Genomic DNA, 20,427 nt, shown 5'->3' with positions numbered 1-20,427 from the left:
AGAGCAGGATGAAATTCAGTGAACAATGGCTGCGTGGCTGGGTAAGCCCGCAGGTAAGTCGCGACGAGCTGGTTGCCCGTCTGTCGATGGCCGGCCTTGAGGTCGATAGCGTTACGCCGGCCGCCGGTGTTTTCAGTGGCGTGGTAGTGGGCGAGGTGCTGAGCACCGAGCAACACCCGGACGCTGACAAGTTGCGTGTGTGCCAGGTCAGCAACGGCGCGGAAACCTTCCAGGTCGTGTGCGGAGCGCCAAACGTGCGTCCGGGCCTGAAAATCCCGTTCGCCATGATCGGTGCCGAACTGCCAGGCGACTTCAAGATCAAGAAGGCCAAGCTGCGTGGCGTTGAGTCCAACGGCATGCTGTGCTCCCAGGCGGAGCTGCAGGTCGGTGAAGGCAATGATGGCCTGATGGAACTGCCGGCCGACGCGCCGGTGGGCCAGGACATCCGTGTCTACCTGGAACTGGAAGACGCGAGCATCGAGGTCGACCTGACCCCGAACCGCGGCGACTGCCTGTCCCTGGCGGGCCTGGCGCGTGAAGTCGGTGCGCTGTACGCCGCGACCGTCACCCGTCCGGTGGTTGCAGCCGTACCTGCCGTGCACGACGAAGTGCGTTCGATCGAAGTGCTGGCCCCTAACGCCTGCCCACGTTACCTGGGTCGTGTGATCCGTAACGTCGACCTGTCCAAGCCAACCCCGCTGTGGATGGTTGAGCGCCTGCGTCGTTCCGAAGTACGCAGCATCGATGCTGCCGTCGACATCACCAACTACGTGATGCTGGAACTGGGTCAACCGCTGCACGCTTTCGATCTCGCTGAAATCAATGGCGGCATTCGCGTGCGCATGGCCGAGGAAGGCGAGAAGCTGGTACTGCTCGACGGCCAGGAAGTCAGCCTGCGTGCCGACACCCTGGTGATTGCTGACCATTCCCGCGCCCTGGCGATTGCCGGCGTGATGGGTGGCGAGCACAGCGGCGTGTCCGCAACCACTCGCGACATCTTTCTCGAAAGCGCTTTCTTCGATCAGATCGCCATCGCTGGCAAGGCCCGTTCCTACGGCCTGCACACCGACGCCTCGCACCGCTACGAGCGTGGCGTGGACTGGCAACTGGCCCGTGAAGCCATGGAGCGCGCCACTGGCCTGTTGCTGGAAATCACTGGTGGCGAAGCCGGCCCGATCATCGAAACCGTCAGCGAGCAGCACCTGCCGTCGGTTGCACCGATCGTCCTGCGTGCCAAGGCCGTTGAGCAAATGCTCGGCCTGGTGATCGAGCCGGTTGAAATCGAGCGCCTGCTATCGGCACTCGGCCTCGGCATCTCTGCAGGTGAAGCAGGGCAGTGGCACGTAGAAGTGCCAAGCCATCGCTTCGATATCAGCCTGGAAGTCGACCTGATCGAAGAGCTGGCCCGCCTGTACGGCTACAACCGCCTGCCGGTTCGTTACCCGCAAGCGCGCCTGGCCCCGCAGCCGAAAGCTGAAGCCCGTGCACACCTGCCGGAACTGCGTCGCCTGCTGGTTGCCCGTGGTTATCAGGAAGCGGTGACCTACAGCTTCATCGATCCGAAGCAGTTCGAACTGTTCAACCCAGGTGTCGAGCCGCTGTTGCTGGCTAACCCGATCTCCAACGACATGGCCGCCATGCGCTCGTCGTTGTGGCCTGGTTTGGTAAAAGCGCTTTCCCACAACCTGAACCGTCAACAAGACCGTGTGCGCCTGTTCGAAAGCGGTCTGCGTTTTGTCGGTCAGTTGGACGGCCTGAAGCAAGAGCCGATGCTGGCTGGCGTCGTCTGCGGCAGCCGCCTGCCGGAAGGCTGGGCACAAGGCCGCGAGACCGTCGACTTCTTCGACGTCAAGGCCGATGTGGAAGCGGTGCTGGGCTTTGCCGGTGCGCTGGATGCCTTCACCTTCACCCCTGGCAAACACCCGGCGTTGCACCCGGGCCAGACTGCACGTATCGAACGTGAAGGTCGCCTGGTGGGCTTCGTTGGCGCGATTCACCCTGAACTTTCGAAAACGTTGGGGCTGGACCGTCCAGTCTTCGTTTTTGAGCTAGTCTTGGCTGAAGTGGCATCGGGCAAAATGCCTAAATTCAGCGAGTTGTCGCGTTTCCCTGAAGTGCGACGTGATCTGGCGCTGATTGCCGATCAAGGCGTCGCGGCCAGTGCTGTTCTGGACGTAATCCGTGAAAATGCAGGGGAATGGCTGACAGACCTCAGGCTATTTGACGTCTATCAGGGTAAAGGCATTGATCCGCATAGAAAAAGCCTTGCAGTTGGCTTGACCTGGCAGCATCCATCGCGCACTCTTAATGACGATGAGGTGAATACGACGACACAAAATATCCTCACCTCGCTCGAACAAAGGTTGAACGCCACGTTAAGGAAGTGACGTATGGGGGCTTTGACGAAAGCTGAGATGGCGGAACGTCTGTATGAAGAGCTGGGCCTGAACAAGCGCGAGGCCAAGGAATTGGTCGAGCTGTTTTTTGAAGAAATCAGGCACGCTCTTGAAGACAACGAACAGGTCAAATTGTCCGGTTTCGGCAATTTTGACCTGCGGGACAAACGCCAGCGGCCTGGCCGCAATCCAAAAACGGGAGAAGAAATCCCGATCACGGCTCGCCGTGTGGTCACCTTTCGTCCAGGGCAGAAGTTGAAGGCCCGAGTTGAGGCTTATGCTGGAACCAAGTCATAACGACGAACTGCCCGTCATCCCAGGCAAACGCTATTTCACCATTGGTGAAGTCAGCGAGCTCTGTGCGGTAAAACCGCACGTGCTGCGCTATTGGGAGCAGGAGTTTCCTCAACTCAACCCCGTCAAACGCACCGGGAACCGTCGGTATTATCAGCGCCAGGATGTGCTGATGATCCGACAGATCCGCGCGTTGTTGTACGACCAGGGGTTCACCATCAGTGGCGCGCGCCAGCGTATGTCCGGTGATGAAGCCAAAGACGACACCACCCAGTACAAGCAAATGATCCGCCAGATGATCTCCGAACTCGAAGATGTGCTGGTGGTTTTGAAGAAGTAATTCCGGCTTTTAAAATACTTCCACATTTCAAATGCTTGCGGTATATTCCTGATCGCTTCGTTGCGAAGCGAACCCAGTAACACGCCTAGTCGGGGCGTAGCGCAGTCCGGTAGCGCACTAGCATGGGGTGCTAGGGGTCGAGTGTTCGAATCACTCCGTCCCGACCATATAATTCAAGGGGTTGCGAGATTTTATCTCGCGACCCCTTTTTATTTTTGGTCGTGTTTACCCCTACAAAACGACTGGCTCTGGGCAGAATCTTTTGTCAGGCGGACTTCCACTGCTTTGTATGAAACTCACCATAGCTTCCATGTGTAATCGACATTCACCCGTAGCTCATTGTCGTCCCTGTGGCTGGCCTGGGCGGTAAAGTCGTTGCGGTACCAAGCGTTGCGCACGCGCAGGGCCAGGCCCTTCAACGGAGTGCCCTGCAGCACGTAGGACAGTTCGATATCCTTTTCGCTTTCTGTCAGGTTTGAGCCGCCCAGCTTGGCCAATTCAATATTGTCGCCGCTCACGTAGCGCAGCATGCCATTGAGCCCCGGCAAGCCCATGGCCACGAAATTGTAGTCATACCGTACCTGCCAACTGCGCTCCTTGGGGTTGAGAAACTCGGAGCTCAGAGTGCCTTCGGTGATGACCAGCGGCTCGGTGCCGAACAGGTAGGGCATGGCAGTCTTGCCGGTTAGTTGCATGTAGCCGGCACCGAATTTGTGAGCTCCCACGGCGTACGTCAGCATTAGTGCCGCATTACGGTTGTCTACCGGGCCGGCCTTGGCTGCGCCATCTTCCCCGGTGACGAACAGACGAAAGTCGCTTTTCAGGCTGCCGGGGCCCATCGGACGAGTATCGACAAAGCCGTAGAAGTCCTTGCGGTACAGGTCAGCGAGCTCCGCGTGGTAATACTTCAATGTCAATTGCGGCGACCAGGCATAGTCGCCGCCGAGGAAGGAAAAACGGTCCGACTCGGCGGCACCATTGAAGCGTCCGTTGGGTGAGGCCACCGACATCTTCTGGTAGTCGGTGGAGTCGCGTAGGTTAATGCGATCCAGCCAGCCGACGTGCAGGGTCAGGTTGTCGATTTCCTGGGACTTGAGGTACGCGCCACGGAAGGTCTGTGGCAGCAAGCGAGTAGGGCTGGCGAAGGCGATTGGCAGGAGCGTACTGATGGTGCCCAGTTGCAACTCGCTTTTCGATGCCCTGACCTTGGCGGTCAGGCCCAGCTCCGAATATTCACTGGCCGGCTCCCGGGTGGTGGGGTTGTACGGCAGCAAGCCAGTGCCCGTGCGATCAGGCGAAGAATCCAGGCGCACACCCAGCAACCCCGAGGCGTCCAGACCGAACCCCACCGGCCCTTCCGTATAACCGGAGCGCACGTTGAGAATGAAACCCTGGGCCCACTCGCGGGCGGCGGCCTGAGGGGTTGCGTTCACGTAGTTACGATCGAAGTAAAAGTTGCGCATCGTCAGATCGGCGTGGCTGTCATCGACAAAATCGCTGGCACACGCCTGGCCGAAGGATAAAACGCAGGTGCAGGCGCTGAGCGCCCGAAGAGAAGTCTTGAGCATGCCGGTGTTCACTTTTATTGTTGTTGGGGGTGAACCCGTACCGTTTCCGGCACGGGGTGTTACGCGGGAGTTGTCAGTCAGGCTGAGCGCCGTTGCGGCGCACTGACAGGTAAAACATCGCCACTGCGGCGATGACGATTCCCGGCGCCGAAGCCAGCATCACCCCGGCCGTGCCGGTGCCCAAGGCGAGCATCTTGCCGGCCACCAGCGGGCCGCTCATTGCGCCGAGTCTGCCGATGGCCACGGCACTGCCCACGCCTGTGGCGCGTACCGATGGGCGATAGAAATGCGGTGCCAAGGCGTACAGCACGCACTGCCCACCGGTTGCGAAAAAGCCGGCGACGAAGCCTGCCACCAGCATGCTCTCCAGACGGTTGGCCAGTCCCAGGGCAGTCAGCGAGGCGAGGATGCCCAGATAGATCAATGCTGACAGTGCCCAAGCAGGCAGGCGGTCCATCACCCAGCCCAACATCAACGTACCGACCGCAGCGCCAAGCTGTAGAGCAAACATCACCCAACTGGCCTGGCGGCCGCTGAAACCCTGGCCGACCAACAAGCTGGGCAGCCAGTTGATCAAGATGTACACAACCATGAGCGTAAAGAAATAACTCACCCAGATCATTGCGGTCGGCAGGGCCGCGTCCTCGCGGAACAGGCCCCGGACCACGCCGATGGGCGCGGCGTCCTGGACGCTTCGAAACTGCGCCGATTCCGGTAGATAAAGCCCCAGCAGAGGCACGATCAACAGCGGTACCAGGCCTCCGACGTAGAACACCACCTGCCAGCCACCGGCCAATTGAGCGATGCCAATGCTGGCCGCCACCGCAGCACCCAGCGGCACGCCGCAATACATCAGGCTCACGGCCATGCCACGCAGACGCGGACCAGCCACTTCACTGGTCAGTGCGATCAGGTTGGGCAAGGCGGCGCCCAAACCCACGCCCGTGAGGCAACGGGCAACCAGCAAGCTGTTGAAATCCCAGGCCATGGCCGTGACCAGCGAGAACAGCCCGAACAGGGCCACCGACGCCATCAGTACACGTTTGCGGCCGATGCGGTCAGCCAGCAGGCCGCCCAGGAAAGCACCGGGCAGCAGGCCGAAAATTCCGGCACTGAAGACCCAGCCCATGTGTAATTTATCCAGCTCGAAAGCGGCCGCCATGCCTTGGGCAGCGATCCCGGAGGCCTGCAGATCAAGGCCCTCCATCAGGGCCACGAGGAAACACAGACCGATGGTCCGCGTCATGTGCAACGGTGTTGTCAGTTTTAGCGCAGTCATGGGCAGTACCCGTTTTATTGTTGTATGGGCAAAACAGGGCCGACCGACCGCTGCGTGGGCGGTCAGCCGGTGTGGTGCTCGGTCAGCGTTTGAGCAGATCCAGCGCGACGTCGACGATCATGTCTTCCTGACCGCCAACCATCCGCCGCTTACCCAGTTCGACGAGGATGTCGAGGGTCTTGAGGCCGTACTTGGCCGCAGCGATTTCGGCGTGGCGCAGGAAGCTTGAGTAGACGCCGGCATAGCCCAGCGCGAGGGTTTCGCGGTCAACCCGAACCGGACGGTCCTGCAACGGACGAACGATGTCATCGGCCGCGTCCATCAGCGTGTAAAGGTCGGTGCCGTGGTTCCAGCCCAGGCGCTCGGCGGCGGCGATAAACACTTCCAGCGGCGCGTTACCGGCCCCGGCACCCATGCCCGCCAGGCTGGCATCAATGCGATCGCAACCTTCCTCGACGGCGGTGATCGAGTTGGCCACGCCCAGGCTCAGGTTGTGGTGCGCATGCATGCCGGTTTCGGTTTCCGGCTTGAGCACCGCCTTGAAGGCACGGAAACGGTCGCGGATGTCCTGCATGTTCATCGCCCCGCCAGAGTCGGCCATGTACACGCAGGTCGCGCCGTAGCTTTCCATCAACTTGGCCTGGGCCGCCAACTGCTCGGCCGGGATCATATGGCTCATCATCAGGAAACCGACGGTGTCCATGCCCAGCTCGCGGGCGTATTCGATGTGCTGCTTCGACACGTCGGCTTCGGTGCAATGGGTGGCGATGCGCACCACCCGGGCACCAGCGTTGTAGGCCGCTTTCAAGTCATGCACCGTGCCGATGCCAGGCAACAACAAGGTCGTGATTTTGGCGTGACTGATGACATCGGCCGCGGCCTCGATCCACTCAAGGTCGGTGTGCGAAGCGAAGCCATAGTTGAAGCTTGAACCTTGCAGACCATCACCATGGGCGACTTCGATCGAGTCGACTTTGGCCTTGTCCAGGGCACGGGCAATGTCCTGCACATTCTGGATCGAATACTGGTGGCGAATCGCGTGGCTGCCGTCGCGCAGGGTGACGTCGGAGATGTAGAGTTTTTTGCTGGGATTAAAGGTCATGTCGGTCTCCTCAGGCGTTCAGCATCGACTGCGCCATGCGCTCGGCGGTGGCCAAGGCTGCGGAGGTCATGATGTCGAGATTGCCGGCGTAGGCTGGCAGGTAATGGGCGGCACCTTCGACTTCGAGGAACACCGAAGTCTTGAGGCCAGAGAATTTGCCGAGGCCCGGAATATTCAGCGGTGCGTCTTCAGGGATTACGTCGAACTGGACTTTTTGCTTCAGGCGATAGCCCGGCACATAAGCCTGAACGGCGGCCGCCATCTCGACGATCGAGGCCTCGACCAGCGCCTGATCGGCGGCTTCGGACAACACAAACACCGTGTCGCGCATGATCAACGGCGGTTCGGCCGGGTTCATCACGATGATCGCTTTGCCCTTGGCGGCGCCGCCGATCACTTCGATGGCCTTGGAGGTGGTTTCGGTGAATTCGTCGATGTTGGCGCGGGTGCCGGGACCGGCAGATTTGCTGGCGATCGAGGCGACGATTTCGGCGTAATGCACCTTGGCCACGCGCGACACCGCCGCGACCATCGGAATGGTTGCCTGGCCACCGCAGGTGACCATGTTGACGTTGAGTTGGCCGAGATTCTGTTCCAGATTCACCACCGGCACGCAGTACGGGCCGATGGCGGCGGGCGTCAGGTCGATCAGGCGAATGCCGGGTTTGATCGAGCGCAGGAAGGCGTCGTTCTTCACATGGGCGCCGGCCGAGGTGGCATCGAAGACGAATTCGATGTCCTTGAAGACGTCCATGCGGGTCAGGCCTTCGACGCCTTCATGGGTCACGGCTACTCCCATGCGCTGGGCGCGGGCCAGGCCGTCGGAGGCCGGGTCGATACCGACCATGACCGCCATTTGCAGATGCTTGGCATTGCGCAGAATCTTGATCATCAAATCGGTGCCGATGTTGCCGGAGCCGATGATGGCGACTTTGAGTTTGTTCATTGTTGTTGCCTCATTTTCACGCAAGTCGCCGATCATTCGGCGCTGAACTGAACACCGACACGACCGATACCCTCGATCTCGGCCTCGAATCGATCGCCCGCCGCCACCGCCACCATCGGCCCAAGTGCCCCGGTCAGAATGATGTCGCCGACCCGCAGCGGATCGCCCAGGCGCGCCATGGTTTGCGCCAGCCACACGGCGGCATTGAGAGGATGGCCGAGGCATTCGGCGCCGCTGCCGCTGGACACTTCTTCGCCATTTCGGGTCATGCGCATGCTGGCCTGGCACAGGTCCAGGCCATCGAGGCGACGGGCCGGGCCGCCGAGTACGAAGCAGCCGCTTGAGGCGTTATCAGCGACGGTATCGACGAAGCGGATGTTCCAGCCCTGCACGCGGCTTCCGACGATTTCCAATGCCGGGACGACCCAGCCGGTAGCCGCCATCACGTCGGCAAACGTAGTGTCGGCACGCGGTAGATCACGCTCCAGAATCAGCGCAATTTCGGCTTCGATCTTCGGTTGCAGCACGCGGCCCACTGGTACGGTTTCGTTATCGCCGTAGCACATGTCGGCGAACAGGGTGCCGAAGTCCGGTTGGTCGACGCCCAGTTGCGCCTGGACCTTGGGATTGGTCAGGCCGATCTTGCGCCCGACCACGCGCCGGCCGCTGGCCACGCCGTGTGCGACATTCAGCCGTTGAATGGTGTACGCAGCCTCGGCGCTGTCTTCGCCGATCTGCTCGCGCAGGGGCGCAATGGCTTCGCCGTCAGCCTCGGCCTGGCGCAGGTTAGTGGCCAGCCGTTCCAGGGTGTCTTGAATAAGGGTCATGTCAGCCTCGGTGATCAATGGGTCAGGAAGTCCAGGACCATGCGGTTGAAAGTCTCGGCGTGTTCCCACTGGGCCCAGTGGCCGCAGCGATTGAACACATGCAGTTGAGCATGGGGCAGGCCGGCCAACAGGCGCAGGCCAGTGTCCATGGGCACGAAGCGGTCTTCGCGGCCCCAGACGATCAGAGTTTGGGTGGTGATCTCGTGCAGGCGATGGCTGAAATCCGGAAACTGCTTGGGGTTGAGGGTGCTGCTCTTGACGAAGTTTTCCAGGTGGTCGCGGCGCGCAAGGATGTTGTCCAGGCGGGTCTGGAACAGTTCGTCGGTCATGCTGCTGGCGTCGAAAACGAAGACGTTCATCATCTTCTTCAGGTTTTCGATGGTCGGTTCGCGGTACAACGCGCCGATCAGCTTGATGCCCTCGGTAGGCTGTGGGACGAAGGCGCTAGGGCCACCGGTGCCGCCGCCCATCAAGACCAGTTTGCCGATGCGCTCCGGGTAGGCGAGGGCAAACGCCACGGTGCTGTGCCCGCCCATGGAGTTGCCGATGATGTGCACGCGGTCCAGATTCAGCGCATCGACCAAACCCTTGAGGGCCTGGGCGTTGAGGTCCGAACGCGAGCCGTCGCAAACGATCGGGTCGCTTTTGCTCCAGCCTGGGCAGTCCATGAGGATCACGCGATAACCGGCGTTCACCAGCGGTTCGATGTTGCGGTGGAAGTTGGCCCAGCCGCTGGCGCCGGGGCCGGAGCCGTGGAGCATGACCACGGTTTCGGTTCCCTGACCCACGTCGTTGTAATGCAGTTGCAGGTCCAGTTCGCCTTCCTTGATACGGGCAAAACGGCTGGTGGACGCTTCGGTGAATGCAGTGGCAGTCATGACAGTTCCTCGGATTCAGTGGTTGTTGTTCAGCGGCTGGGCGCCAAGGGCGGCGAAGCCTGCGATCCATTCGGGAATCGGACGGTAGTAGCGGCCTTCGCTCTGATAAGGGCCGAAGGCGGATAGTGCAGCGAAGGCAGCGACCCAGGTTTTCACTTCGTGGGTGGACTTGCCGGCCAATGCCGACAGCTCGTCATTGCCCAGTGCATCGAGGTCGCTTAGCCGACCCTGTTCGAGGGTGTCGAGAAACTGCCGGTCCCACGTAGGGTTGAGCGGGTGCAGGCTGTATTGGTCTTCGACGAAATCCCGGGCTGCCTGAATGACCCGCTGCTGACGCGCCTGGCGTTCATCGGCAGGCAAGTTGCGGCCGCTGCCCATCAGGCGATCGGCCATGCGCGCATCGACCCTCGCCAGTTCCGGAACCGGAGGCTGGTGGGACAAACCACCGGAAGCGAGAAACAGCACGCGTTTGTTCAGCGTCAGCGCCCACTGGCCGATGGCTTCACCGAGCAGGCGCGCACGCTTGAAACCGGGCAAAGGTACGGCCACGGAGTTGATGAACACCGGAATCACCGGGCAGCTTTGCAAACCGCCAAGCAATAATTCCAGCGGCTGGGCGAACGCGTGATCGACCTGCATACGATAGGAAACGGCAGCGTCGACACCCGCATCGAGGACCGCCAGGGCGCAGGATTCGGCCAGCGCTTTGGGTACGTCCAAGGGGCCGACGGCGGTGTCGAAATCACCAATGGCGTGGGCGGCCATGCCGATGCAGAAGGCCGGCATCACGTCGTAGAAAAAACCGTTGTAGTGGTCGGGGCCGAAGAGCACGATCAGTTCCGGGTCGAAGCGGGTGATGCGCTCGCGGGCGTCGGCGATCATGCCGTCGACTTCGGCCAGCACGTCAGGCGTCGGGTCGACGTAACCCACCAGCGGCGTGTGCGACAAGCAGTGCAGATAGGCGCTCATCTCAAGCTACCTTGCTGGCAATGATCGCCGCGGCAGGTTGCGGCAATGCCTTGAGGGCCAGGGCCAGTTGATCGCAGGTCTGGCCGACGGTTTGCGGAATGGCCAACCCGGCGAGGAAGCGGTCCGGGCGCACCAGGGCGATGGACGCCGAGCCCCGGGCGAACCACTCCTTGAGACGGCCGGTGCTGTCGCCGACACGGATCACACCCTGGCTGACGTCACTGGCGGCTTTGAGCTGAACGTCGGGCAGCACCTGGATAAAGCGCGTGCCCAGTGCTTGCCATTGCTCGATTTGTGCGGCTGTCAGGCCCCAGGTCGGGTCGCAGCCCCAGGCAATAATCGCGAAGTGCTCGCCGATCACTTCATCCAGCAACATGGTGTCGCCAGCTTCGGTCAGTACCCGCGGCTGAATGAACATCTTGCCTACGGGTGAGCTTTTTTCGCTGGGTACGATCAACGCGCCCTGGGTGTATTGCGGCATCGGTTTGAAGCGCATTTCCACGAAGTAGCGTTTGATGGGCGGCACATAATTGAGCAGCCATGACACACCGTCACGCAAGGTGCCCTGCCAGCGCTTGGGCGGTGCCAACACGTGGCCGGCCAACACAGACAAGTCGATCATCGCCTTCGCGTGGTCACGACGTTCCTGTTCATAGCTGTCGAGCAGGCTGTCGGCGGCCAGACCTTTGATCACCAGCGAGAGTTTCCAGGCCAGGTTGGAGGCGTCGCGCATGCCGCTGTTGTAACCCTGGCCCTGCCATACCGGCATGATGTGCGCGGCATCGCCGGCCAACAGCACCCGGCCCTCACGGAACTTGCCGGCCAAGCGGGCGTTATGGGTATAGACGCGGCTGCGGATCAGTTCGATGTTGTCTGGATTCGGCAGCACCTTGGCCAGCAACTTACGCATGTTCTCCGGTTTGCTCAGCTCGGCTTCTGTCTCGCCGGGCATCACCATGAACTCAAAACGGCGCACGCCATGGGGTAGGGCGGCGGAAACGTAAGGGCGTACCGGGTCGCAGCACAGATAAACATGCGGCGTGCTCAACGGGTCGTTGGCAATGTCGACGACGATCCACTGATTTGGCGCGGTTTTGCCTTCGAAGCTGATGTCCAGGCTGCGCCGAACCAGGCTATTGCCGCCATCGCAACCAATCAGATATCGGGCATGCAGGCGTTCGCTGCGGCCGTTCTGATCCTTGAGGTTGAGCACCACAGCGCTGTCGTTTTGTTCAAAGCTGTCGAGCTCACGGCTGAACAGCACCTTGACGTTGGCAAAACGCTGCAAGCCTTCGAACAGGACACGGTCGGCCAGGGGCTGGATGAAAGCATTGCGCCGCGACCAGCCGAACTCATCGGTCTTGGGCTGTATGTCGGCAAAGCAGCGACCCTTGGGCGTCAGGAAGCGCATGGCGTGCCAGGGGGTAGTGTGCGGCAGCACGTTGTCGGCCAGACCGACGGCCTGGAACGTACGCAGGCTTTCGTCGTCCAGACCGATAGCGCGGGGGTAATCGATCAGGCTGTCGAGCTTTTCCACTATGGTGACATTCACACCACATTGGCCCAGGTAATTGGCGATCATCAAGCCAACAGGACCGGCGCCGACGATCGCGACGTCAGTGGTCAGTTCCAATGTGGAAGGCGTGGGGGCAGAACTCATGGGTATCTCCGTACAGCGCTTTTGGATTTCTTGTTGGGCGCAGTATGGAAATCACGGGGCTGGTCGACAACGACAACCCTTGTTAGTGTGCACTGGATGCACATGTTTGATTTAAAACAATAAAGAGGCCGAAGATGAGCGAGACCGAATACAAAGCCGTGCGCGGTCTGATGCGCGGTCTGGCACTTATCAATGGTTTGAATCGCTTCGATGGCGGGGCGAGTACGGCGCAACTGGCCGAGCAGAGCGGACTGCATCGCACCACGGTCCGACGGTTGCTGGAGACCTTGCAGGCAGAAGGTTATGTGCGGCGCAGTGATTCAGATGATAGCTATCGACTGACGTTGAAGGTCCGCGAACTCAGTGAAGGTTTTCGCGATGAGCAATGGATCTCCTCAGTCGCCGCACCCTTGCTCGGTGAGTTGCTGCAGAAAGTCGTCTGGCCCACCGACCTGTGCACACTGGACGGCGATGCCATGGTGATTCGCGAGACGACCCATCGCTTCAGCCGCCTGTCGTTTCACCGCTCCATGGTTGGCCGGCGTCTGCCGTTGCTGATGACCGCGACGGGGCGCGCGTACTTTGCGTACTGCTCGCCCGCTGAGCGAGAAGAACTGATTGAGTTGATGATCAGCCGTGAAGATGAACAGTCGGCGCTGGCTGCGGATCGCCGTTTTGTCGATCGGCTGGTGGAGCACACCTTGGCCAAGGGGTATGGCGAAAACAACTCGCACTGGGGCCTGGAACGCAAGATTGCCGCCATTGCGATCCCGGTCATGCACGAGGAGCGGGTGATGGGCTGCCTGAATCTGGTGTACATCGCCAAGGCGATGCCCATTGAGGAAGCTGCGCGCCGTTACCTGCCGGCGATGAAGGGCGTAGTGAAACAGATCCAGGCTCAATTGGCTGATGTTTCCTGCGTATGAAAGCCAACTCACTGGGTAAGGATTACTGGTGTTGGGGGTAGTAAACGTCAGTTGCCTGCACGCTGCGCCGATCGCACTCTGACAGTGAAATACCCATGCAGATCGCAGTCGCTGCGGACGAACAGGCCGGAGCCACGAAGGAAGTGAATCTGCACATGCACCGCCTACACGACATGACCCGCGACAAGCGGCGGAGTGCGGTTCATACCCGCAGTAGCGGAGAGCACTTGCAGCAAGTGGCCAACAACCAGCAAGCCCTGGTGCTGCGTTTCCGCCGATTGCAAGATCGACCTAGTTGCTTCCTCACCCCGCTTTGAGCTGAGCGACCGGGCCAAGCTACTGAAGATGATGCGCCAGGTGGCGCAACGCATAACCGACGGGGCGACCAAGTTCAGCCTTCCCAACGGATCGATTCAGTTCAAAGTTCCGAGCTAAATGATGGTTCTTTGCCCACGCGGCTTAACAACTTCGCTCCCACTCTTGAAGCGGTGCCGGTTGGATTTGATGGAGTAGCAAATGATAATTCAGCAGCCTTCATGGAGGCACCGAGCGTTTATCGAACCCGGCGCCTGCAGTCTTTACAATAGGCTTAGAGAGGAATTACTAACTTCAGCCAGTATGCGTTTCCTTGCGCCCGGTTACGCACTTCGGTTTCTTGTTGCCACTTAGCTGTGACGAACCAACCATCTGAAGAGCTGTATTTGATAGATGGGCCAATAGCAAAAGCACGTCCCTTATTGTCTTCGACGCGATCTCCGTCCTGCTTGTCGTCGGTCGTCTGGCGATATGCGTAACCACCTATGCCCAATACCCAGCCATCAGCGACGCCCCAGCCAACAGAGTAGTCAACATGAAGTTCCTGACCAGACCTATAGTCGGTATCCGGATTCTCCATATTGAAGTCGTACATTATTTTGGCGTCAGCATTCAGCCCCTGCGGATCGACATAGGTGAGGGCCAGAACTGGCTCAAACATCCAATGGTTACGCCCAAGGTTAGCAATGTCGTTGCGATCATAGCTACCAGTCGGTGCAGTGACATCCAAGCCGTATATAACGTGCAAGTTCTGGCTGTAGTGGTAGCCCAGCCCGACGCCAAAGGTCATATCGCCTAACCCCTGCTTGCGCTGGCTATCCCCATTGACCCTAACCTTCACCTCGGCCAACGGAGCCATCACATGCGATGCCAACGTACCACCGAGGATAGTAGTGTCGCTCACCCAAATTAAGCGCGGGACAACAGCATTGCTTTGGACACGGAAATCAACGGGTAGTTTACGACCATCATTGCCCCGGAGGTTATTAGCCTCGTAGTGCTGAGCGAAAATCAGACTGTAAAAACCCGGCGGAGGCAGGAAGCCCGATAAATAGTTATCCGCCCCCATTGGGTAGACGGAGGTTCCTCCTTCAGTGGCAGAGCTAGGGGAGGAGAAAAGAGTCGTCCCCGCCAGAGCCATGGCGACTGAGAACGAGCGAAACAGTGCAGTTTTATTATTATTTTTCATAGTTCACCTAGTTGTTCACGCGAAGGCTTAGCTACTGACTACAGTCAGTGGCGCAAAGATTGTGGAGTGGGGGCTTCCGTCTTATGCAGGCAATCCGGGTGGATAACCGCCCCGCAAATCGATTAGGTCTGCAGGAGATCGAGGGCGACGTCGACGATCATGTCTTCCTGACCGCCGACCATGCGGCGTTTGCCCAGTTCGACGAGGATGTCGAGGGTCTTGAGGCCGTATTTCGCGGCGGCGATTTCGGCGTGGCGCAGGAAGCTCGAATAAACGCCGGCATAACCTAGCGCCAGGGTTTCGCGATCGACCCGAACCGGTCGGTCCTGCAACGGGCGAACGATGTCGTCGGCGGCGTCCATCAGCGTGTAAAGGTCGGTACCGTGGTTCCAGCCCAGACGCTCGGCGGCCGCGATAAACACTTCCAGCGGCGCGTTACCGGCCCCGGCACCCATGCCCGCCAGGCTGGCGTCGATGCGGTCGCAACCTTCCTCGACGGCGGTGATCGAGTTGGCCACGCCCAGGCTCAGGTTGTGGTGGGCGTGCATGCCGGTCTCGGTTTCCGGCTTGAGCACCGCCTTGAAGGCACGGAAACGGTCGCGTACATCCTGCATGTTCATCGCACCACCGGAGTCAGCCATGTACACGCAGGTGGCGCCGTAGCTCTCCATCAACTTGGCCTGGGCCGCCAACTGCTCGGCCGGGATCATATGGCTCATCATCAGGAAACCGACGGTGTCCATGCCCAGCTCGCGGGCGTATTCGATGTGCTGCTTCGACACGTCGGCTTCGGTGCAATGGGTGGCGATGCGCACCACCCGGGCACCAGCGTTGTAGGCCGCTTTCAAGTCATGCACCGTGCCGATGCCAGGCAACAACAAGGTCGTGATTTTGGCGTGACTGATGACATCGGCCGCGGCCTCGATCCACTCAAGGTCGGTGTGCGAAGCGAAGCCATAGTTGAAGCTTGAACCTTGCAGACCATCACCATGGGCGACTTCGATCGAGTCGACTTTGGCCTTGTCCAGGGCACAGGCAATGTCCTGCACATTCTGGATCGAATACTGGTGGCGAATCGCGTGGCTGCCGTCGCGCAGGGTGACGTCGGAGATGTAGAGTTTTTTGCTGGGATTAAAGGTCATGTCGGTCTCCTCAGGCGTTCAGCATCGACTGCGCCATGCGCTCGGCGGTGGCCAAGGCTGCGGAGGTCATGATGTCGAGATTGCCGGCGTAGGCTGGCAGGTAATGGGCGGCACCTTCGACTTCGAGGAACACCGAAGTCTTGAGGCCAGAGAATTTGCCGAGGCCCGGAATATTCAGCGGTGCGTCTTCAGGGATTACGTCGAACTGGACTTTTTGCTTCAGGCGATAGCCCGGCACATAAGCCTGAACGGCGGCCGCCATCTCGACGATCGAGGCCTCGACCAGCGCCTGATCGGCGGCTTCGGACAACACAAACACCGTGTCGCGCATGATCAACGGCGGTTCGGCCGGGTTCATCACGATGATCGCTTTGCCCTTGGCGGCGCCGCCGATCACTTCGATGGCCTTGGAGGTGGTTTCGGTGAATTCGTCGATGTTGGCGCGGGTGCCGGGACCGGCAGATTTGCTGGCGATCGAGGCGACGATTTCGGCGTAATGCACCTTGGCCACGCGCGACACCGCCGCGACCATCGGAATGGTTGCCTGGCCACCGCAGGTGACCATGTTGACGTTGAGCTGATCGAGATTCTGTTCCAGATTCACCACCGGCACGCAGTACGGGCCGATGGCGGCCGGGGTCAGGTCGATCAGACGAATACCCGGTTTGATCGAGCGCAGGAACACATCGTTCTTGACGTGGGCACCGGCCGAGGTGGCATCGAAGACAAAGTCGATGTCCTTGAACACGTCCATGCGGGGCAGGCCTTCAACGCCTTCATGGGTGGTGGCCACGCCCATGCGCTGGGCGCGGGCCAGGCCGTCGGAAGCCGGGTCGATGCCGACCATGACCGCCATTTCCAAATGCTTGGCGTTACGCAGGATCTTGATCATCAGGTCGGTGCCGATGTTGCCGGAACCGACGATGGCGACTTTAAGTTTCTTATCCACTGCTTATGACTCCATGTAGATATCAAGAACCGTAACCGTGATGCCATCCGGGGGGATCTCGGCAAAACGCGGGCGCAAGCCCCCCGGACCAAAAGTGAAGAGCGGTCCATGTATCATTCGAAAGAAGGGCCGCTAGACAGGCGGCCTTGCGGGTTATCCCCTAGGCACCACCGATCCGGCCGGTCAGCGACCTGCCAAATCCTCTGGCACGTTTAGGTTTCCACTGGCGGCCAGGACGATCTTGTCCGGACGGACCGCGACAACATCGACCCCATGCTTGTCGAGCCAGTCAATTAGTTCGCCGTCAATATCGATCAAATCGCTGTCGGCCTGGGCGTGCTGATCGACCGAGCGTAAGGCGACAAACCGCGCTCCTAGCTCTTCCCATGTTGCCCTCTGCGCAGAAGTAAGTTTGCTGGCGGGGTCGACGTTGGCGCCAAGCAATACGATACCTTCGCCGATAAAATCGTCGAGCAGGCCGAGTAGGCCCCTGCAATTGGCTGCACGCGGCTGTGGCAGAAGCTTGCCGACCACTTCCTTGCTACCCTCGCCCTTCTGCAGCCAGCCCTGCTGATAGTGTGGCGGGCGCAGCACAGCCGGCAGCTCGCCAGAGGCGCGTTCGGCTTCCAGCATCGCGTTTATCTGTTCGTCAGACAGTTCGCGCTTGATGATCATGCCCAAGCCGACCGAGGTCTGCGTATAACGATCCACGTCTGGTGCGCGTTCGATCTCGTAGGTGTCGAGGATGGACTCTGGCAGGCGTCCTCCTAGCACTTCAGCCAGTTTCAGGCAGATGTTCTGAGTATCGCGGATGCAGGACTGCATACCCGACCCGGCCCATGGTGGCATCAGGTGCGCCGCGTCGCCGCAGAGAAAAGCGCGCCCTTCACGCCAGCGCTCGGCAAAGCGCACATGGTGGTTGTAGAAGGCCTGCTGGTGGATGCTTACTTCGTTTTCGGTCACGCCGAGCGAGTTGAGCAAACGCCACAATTGTTCGTGGGTCTGAAAATCTGCGTCCGTCTCGTCGGGATTGAGCGGAAACTCCCAGCGATGGTTGCCCATCGACAATGCGATATCGACCACAGGGCGTTTCTTGTCCGACCAGAACGTGAGCATATGTCGGTTCGGCCACCAACGTTTGACGCGGCAGTCGATCACCACCCAGCGTACCGGTAACGTGTCGCCGATCAATTTGATGCCCAACTGCTCGCGGGTCTGACTAGAGCCACCATCACAGGCCAACACATAACGCGCGCGGACGGTTTCGACCTCGTCAGTTTCCAGATTCTTTATCCTGACCGTCACGCCGTCATCGTCTTGGTCGAGCGTGACCGTCTCCCACCCGTACTTTACGCTCACGCTCTTATAGCGCTCGGCACCTTCGCGCAGAACCCGTTCCATCTCTGGCTGGTAGATGGCATAGGAGGTGGCATGGCCAAATTCGCCCGGCGGAAAAGGCGTCGAGGTCAACTCGCGCCCTTCGTAGTCCAACCAGCGCAGCGAGTGAGTCACATCCATGATGGTTTTCATCTTCTCGGCCAAGCCCATGTCTTGGAAGATGCGCATGGTCCAGTCGTTCACCGTGACCGCACGAGCCCTGGAATAGATGTCCTTGCTGCGCTCGATGGCAATAGTTTTCACCCCGAGCTTGCCAAGGACGTTGGCAGCGGCAACGCCGCCTGGGCCATAGCCGATAATGGCGACGTCTGTATCGAATCTTGTTTGGCTACTCATGGGGCAAGAAATCCTTCGACAATACGGTTGAATTCATCGGCGTGTTCCCACTGCACCCAGTGGCCGCACTGTGGCATCACCAGAAGTCGGGCCCGTGGAATCTGTTTCATCAAGGTGAAACCTGCGTCCAGCGGCATCACTCGGTCTTCTCGCCCCCACAGGATTAGAGTTTCATGCGGCAACCGGGTCAGCCGCGCGTCGCGCCACAGCTCCTCGGGCATGCCGCCTGGCCCCGGACGCATCGGTGGCTGAGCAACTATGCGTGGGTCCATCGCCGCCTCGAAGCGCTGTTCCAACAAATCGTCGGTAAGCGCTCCTGGATCAAAGACCATTTGGCTGGTGAAACTCCTGAGCCGTTCTAGGGAAGGACCGGGACCATCATAAAAGCCGACCAGAGTCTTGATTCCTTCAGTCGGGAATACCGAACTTACCGGTGAGCCACCCCCAGGCCCCATCAGTACCATGCGGTTGATGCGCTCCGGTGTCTCCAAGGCGATCTTCAGGGCGATCATGCCGCCCATTGAGTTGCCGACGAAATCGGCCTTGTCGATGCCGAGTGTGTCGAGCAGGCCGACTATCATTCCAGCCCACCAGCCCGGAATTGGCGCGTCCACTGGCTTCATGTCCGACTTACCGAAACCCGGCAAGTCAGGGCAAATAACGCGATGAGTCCTTGCGAAGTGGGCGATATTGCGACTGTAGTTCGACCAGCCGGTGGCCCCGGGACCGGAACCTTGCAACATCACAAGCACCGGCCCCTGGCCTTCGTCGTGGTAATGGATGTTGACGCCACTGATTGTGGCGAATCTGCCCTCAGCCATGTGCGCGATCCTCAGGGTTGATCTTCAGTTCGTGACCCCAAATGCTCATCGAATCGTGACGCTCGACGGTCCAGGTTGCATCGTCGATCACACGGGCGCCCCAGCCATACTCGAATTCCCACTTCGATGGCGTGAGCATGTAAAACGAGGTCATGTGGTCGTTGGTATGGCGGCCGATGTCCCACGCCACCGGAACGCCAGCCTTCTTGACACGATCCAGCGCCAGGCCGACGTCGTCCAAGCAGTGGGTCTGTACCATGAGATGGACGATCCGTTTAGGGGAGGGCACCGACGCAAACGCAAGGCTGTGGTGACGCGTATTGCAGTGCATAAATGTCACCTTTGCGTGCAGGCCTGGCGCTGGTATGAACTCGATGTAGTCGCTGAGCTTGAAGCCGAGCTTGGTCCAGAACGCCTGATATTCGACGTCGTCCTTCACTGCGATGACGATGTGACCGAGACCTTGATCGCCAGTGACGAAGCCCTGCACACCAACCGGCGATATGAACGGCTTCTGGAACAACTGGGTCGCGCCATAGAACACTTCGATCTTCACGCCAGCCGGATCCACAAATGTGGCTAATTCGACCACGCCGCGGGCCTTTGCCAGCATTGCATCCTTCGTGTACTCGACATTGAGCGCATCCAGTGTGGCCAGCACGTCGGCAAAAGTAGCCGGCGTGGTGGTTTCGAAGCCGATGACCTTGAGATCGTCCAGCGGTCCCTCCTCAACGCGCAGACGCCAAGCACGCTCATCGATGCGCAACTCCAGCGCACCATTTTTCTCGTTGACCTCGGCGCCGAGAATGTTGCGGCCGTACTCGGCCCAGGCCTTCAGGTCGCGAGCCTCGATGACGACGTAGCCCAATGCGGATATGGACATGTGTTCTCCGTACTTGAATGTTGGTTGGTACTTGCGGTGGGTTTACAAAGGGCTGACCGCCTTGATTGCGCACACCGCCCCGTCTGGGCGATTGCGAAATTTCGGGGGTATACCTGACAGCCAAAAGCCGGGCGCGGGCCTTACTACCGGAAAGCGTCCGTCCAATTCGGCGACGGACAACTGTCGGCAGATATAAACATCAAGCCCAA

General features: G+C 59.9%; 19 protein-coding genes and 1 tRNA gene. 6 read left to right on the top strand and 14 right to left on the bottom strand.

Annotated elements, in window-relative coordinates:
- Positions 1-8: 8 nt before the first annotated feature.
- The 4 genes from pheT to JFU58_RS23245 all read left to right on the top strand — a co-directional run bounded on the left by pheT (position 9) and on the right by JFU58_RS23245 (position 3,197).
- The gene (gene pheT / locus JFU58_RS23260) at positions 9-2,387 is read left to right on the top strand and encodes a phenylalanine--tRNA ligase subunit beta (RefSeq protein ID WP_201142490.1); all 2,379 of its coding nucleotides are present in this window, start codon (positions 9-11) and stop codon (positions 2,385-2,387) included.
- 3 nt (positions 2,388-2,390) lie between these two features.
- Positions 2,391-2,693 (top strand): integration host factor subunit alpha, encoded by a 303-nt coding sequence (gene ihfA / locus JFU58_RS23255; protein WP_002553164.1) that lies wholly within the window; start codon positions 2,391-2,393, stop codon positions 2,691-2,693.
- Positions 2,674-3,030, top strand: a complete 357-nt coding sequence (locus tag JFU58_RS23250; protein ID WP_003219935.1) for a MerR family transcriptional regulator — start codon at positions 2,674-2,676, stop codon at positions 3,028-3,030. The genes ihfA and JFU58_RS23250 overlap by 20 nt, the downstream gene beginning before the upstream one ends.
- A gap of 90 nt (positions 3,031-3,120) precedes the next feature.
- Positions 3,121-3,197 (top strand) — tRNA-Pro (locus tag JFU58_RS23245).
- Positions 3,198-3,326: 129 nt separating this feature from the next.
- On the opposite strand, the gene JFU58_RS23240 is transcribed toward JFU58_RS23245, so the two are convergent.
- The 8 genes from JFU58_RS23240 to JFU58_RS23205 form a co-directional block, all read right to left on the bottom strand.
- Entirely contained in the window at positions 3,327-4,598 is a 1,272-nt protein-coding gene (locus JFU58_RS23240; protein ID WP_201142489.1) for an OprD family porin, read from the bottom strand.
- Positions 4,599-4,671: 73 nt separating this feature from the next.
- Positions 4,672-5,877 carry a 3-(3-hydroxy-phenyl)propionate transporter MhpT gene (gene mhpT, locus JFU58_RS23235; protein ID WP_201142488.1) on the bottom strand — a complete coding sequence of 402 codons (1,206 nt, stop codon included), beginning with the start codon at positions 5,875-5,877 and terminating at the stop codon, positions 4,672-4,674.
- A gap of 82 nt (positions 5,878-5,959) precedes the next feature.
- The gene (dmpG, locus tag JFU58_RS23230; protein ID WP_201142487.1) at positions 5,960-6,979 is read right to left on the bottom strand and encodes a 4-hydroxy-2-oxovalerate aldolase; all 1,020 of its coding nucleotides are present in this window, start codon (positions 6,977-6,979) and stop codon (positions 5,960-5,962) included.
- A 10-nt stretch (positions 6,980-6,989) separates the two neighbouring features.
- A complete protein-coding gene (locus JFU58_RS23225; protein ID WP_201142486.1) occupies positions 6,990-7,925 on the bottom strand; it encodes an acetaldehyde dehydrogenase (acetylating) in 936 nt (311 codons plus the stop codon).
- Between the two features lie 32 nt (positions 7,926-7,957).
- Positions 7,958-8,752 (bottom strand): 2-keto-4-pentenoate hydratase, encoded by a 795-nt coding sequence (gene mhpD, locus JFU58_RS23220; RefSeq protein ID WP_201142485.1) that lies wholly within the window; start codon positions 8,750-8,752, stop codon positions 7,958-7,960.
- A 14-nt stretch (positions 8,753-8,766) separates the two neighbouring features.
- Entirely contained in the window at positions 8,767-9,630 is an 864-nt protein-coding gene (locus JFU58_RS23215) for an alpha/beta fold hydrolase (protein WP_201142484.1), read from the bottom strand.
- A gap of 15 nt (positions 9,631-9,645) precedes the next feature.
- On the bottom strand, positions 9,646-10,599 hold the full coding sequence (gene mhpB / locus JFU58_RS23210) for a 3-carboxyethylcatechol 2,3-dioxygenase (protein ID WP_201142483.1): 954 nt from the start codon (positions 10,597-10,599) through the stop codon (positions 9,646-9,648).
- A 1-nt stretch (position 10,600) separates the two neighbouring features.
- Positions 10,601-12,259 carry a bifunctional 3-(3-hydroxy-phenyl)propionate/3-hydroxycinnamic acid hydroxylase gene (locus JFU58_RS23205; protein ID WP_201142482.1) on the bottom strand — a complete coding sequence of 553 codons (1,659 nt, stop codon included), beginning with the start codon at positions 12,257-12,259 and terminating at the stop codon, positions 10,601-10,603.
- A 134-nt stretch (positions 12,260-12,393) separates the two neighbouring features.
- Between JFU58_RS23205 and JFU58_RS23200 the strand changes: the two genes are divergently transcribed.
- Both JFU58_RS23200 and JFU58_RS23195 read left to right on the top strand, forming a co-directional pair.
- On the top strand, positions 12,394-13,185 hold the full coding sequence (locus JFU58_RS23200) for a DNA-binding transcriptional regulator (protein WP_201142481.1): 792 nt from the start codon (positions 12,394-12,396) through the stop codon (positions 13,183-13,185).
- Positions 13,186-13,340: 155 nt separating this feature from the next.
- Entirely contained in the window at positions 13,341-13,502 is a 162-nt protein-coding gene (locus JFU58_RS23195; protein WP_201142480.1) for a hypothetical protein, read from the top strand.
- Between the two features lie 272 nt (positions 13,503-13,774).
- Here the strand turns inward: JFU58_RS23195 and JFU58_RS23190 are convergent, their stop codons facing one another.
- The 6 genes from JFU58_RS23190 to JFU58_RS23165 form a co-directional block, all read right to left on the bottom strand.
- Positions 13,775-14,641, bottom strand: coding sequence for a SphA family protein (locus JFU58_RS23190; protein ID WP_242488324.1), 867 nt, complete (start codon positions 14,639-14,641; stop codon positions 13,775-13,777).
- Positions 14,642-14,811: 170 nt separating this feature from the next.
- Complete coding sequence (dmpG, locus tag JFU58_RS23185; RefSeq protein WP_201142478.1) at positions 14,812-15,831, bottom strand: 4-hydroxy-2-oxovalerate aldolase; 1,020 nt, start codon at positions 15,829-15,831, stop codon at positions 14,812-14,814.
- Between the two features lie 10 nt (positions 15,832-15,841).
- The gene (locus JFU58_RS23180; RefSeq protein ID WP_201142477.1) at positions 15,842-16,780 is read right to left on the bottom strand and encodes an acetaldehyde dehydrogenase (acetylating); all 939 of its coding nucleotides are present in this window, start codon (positions 16,778-16,780) and stop codon (positions 15,842-15,844) included.
- A gap of 183 nt (positions 16,781-16,963) precedes the next feature.
- Complete coding sequence (locus JFU58_RS23175) at positions 16,964-18,514, bottom strand: bifunctional 3-(3-hydroxy-phenyl)propionate/3-hydroxycinnamic acid hydroxylase (protein ID WP_201142476.1); 1,551 nt, start codon at positions 18,512-18,514, stop codon at positions 16,964-16,966.
- Complete coding sequence (locus JFU58_RS23170) at positions 18,511-19,335, bottom strand: alpha/beta fold hydrolase (protein WP_201142475.1); 825 nt, start codon at positions 19,333-19,335, stop codon at positions 18,511-18,513. Before JFU58_RS23170 ends, JFU58_RS23175 begins: the two co-directional genes overlap by 4 nt.
- Entirely contained in the window at positions 19,328-20,218 is an 891-nt protein-coding gene (locus tag JFU58_RS23165) for a VOC family protein (RefSeq protein WP_201142474.1), read from the bottom strand. Before JFU58_RS23165 ends, JFU58_RS23170 begins: the two co-directional genes overlap by 8 nt.
- Positions 20,219-20,427: the final 209 nt, after the last annotated feature.

This window comes from Pseudomonas sp. TH34 (genome assembly GCF_016650865.1).
GTDB lineage: Bacteria > Pseudomonadota > Gammaproteobacteria > Pseudomonadales > Pseudomonadaceae > Aquipseudomonas > Aquipseudomonas yamanorum.
The sequence above is the reverse complement of the archived record's forward strand: the minus strand, read 5'-3'. Positions and strand labels throughout refer to the sequence as shown.